Source organism: Campylobacter sp. RM16189, assembly GCF_012978815.1.
Taxonomy (GTDB): Bacteria; Campylobacterota; Campylobacteria; order Campylobacterales; family Campylobacteraceae; genus Campylobacter_A.
The window spans coordinates 1-1308 of the sequence record NZ_LIWR01000027.1; the positions used below are offsets into that span (position 1 = coordinate 1).

2 protein-coding genes are annotated in these 1308 nt (G+C 33.4%); both read right to left on the reverse strand.

Annotation, left to right across the window (positions count from 1 at the left end):
* Positions 1 to 578: phosphoesterase (locus CDOM16189_RS07980; RefSeq protein WP_170000953.1), on the reverse strand; the 578-nt coding region annotated here is incomplete at its 3' end.
* 113 nt (positions 579 to 691) lie between these two features.
* The coding region (locus CDOM16189_RS07985) for a metallophosphoesterase family protein (RefSeq protein ID WP_249321660.1) at positions 692 to 1308 on the reverse strand (617 nt) is incomplete at its 5' end.

The following is a 1308-nucleotide window of genomic DNA, read 5'->3' on the forward strand; positions in this document are numbered from 1 at the left end:
TGATGCTCAAACGGTGACAGATCCTTTGTATAGGATATTACATCTCTAAGATGAAGTATCTTACCGTGAAGGTCATATCCTACGTTTAGAGCTCTACCTTTTAAAGGCGATATGCTATCATGCACATGCCCGTAAAGCAATATAGAGCCATAATGACCTTTGTTCCACTCTAAGATAGGATAGTGAAATAGCACTAGCCTATAACCATCATCTTTAAATTTTAAAGCCAACTCTTTATAATCTACTATCTCCTCAAATAGTCTATTGCCGTCAAATTTACTCATCTTTAAAAGCTCATCCCTATTCTCTTTTATTAACTCGTCATGATTGCCTAAGATTAGAGTATGCTTACCGTTTAATCTCTTTGAAATAGATATAGTCTTTTCAATATCCCTATAAAAAGAGAAATCCCCTAAGTTATAAATCTCATCATTTGCGCCTACCGTATAGTTCCATAGCTCTATTAATCTATGATCCATCTCATCCACCGACCTAAAATTCCTAAAGCAAGGGCAGAAATTTAATACGCTCTTATGCCCGAAATGTAGATCGGATGTAAAAAATATATTACTATTCATCCAATATCCTTTTAAAAAATATAAATACTAATTGCTTTTGTGGAAGTTTTATTTGTGTGGAATATAAAGGTAGAGATGATTCTACATCTACAGAATTTAAAGTGTACTTAAATTTATATATCTATCGTTATTATCTTAGGCTTTTTACTATCCTTATCGCATCCCGGATTATAGATGATTGTATCTTTTAGCTTAAATTTTGTATCCATAGGATTATGGATATGCCCCGAAAGCACGTATTTAGGAGTTATTATGCCCTTATTCAATACATCATATAGTTTTATACTACCGCAGTCTCTACCATTTGATTCTATTGAAACGGCAGTTTTAGCTGGAGGTAGATGAGAGAGCAAAACATCACACTCTTTAAACATCTCAAATTTAGGATTTACATATGGAGCACATCCAAATACTACCCCGTCTATCTCTTTTATTGTATTATCCGAATTTACATTCTCTATATCATCTAACCAAAACTCATCCCATATTAGCCCTATATCGTGATTACCGCTACATGCAAATACAGGCTTTGAAAAGCTCTTTAGCCATTTAGTAGTCGTTTGTATTTGAAAATCAAGCCCTTTAGGATGAAATCCATCCAAAAAATCGCCCGTTATACAAATCAGATCATATTCAGGCTCTATCGATTTTATAAATTTAAGCCAATCCTCATTAAAATGCAGATCGGTAGTGTGTAAGATTTTCATTATTTTTAAATTTCTAAGCCCCA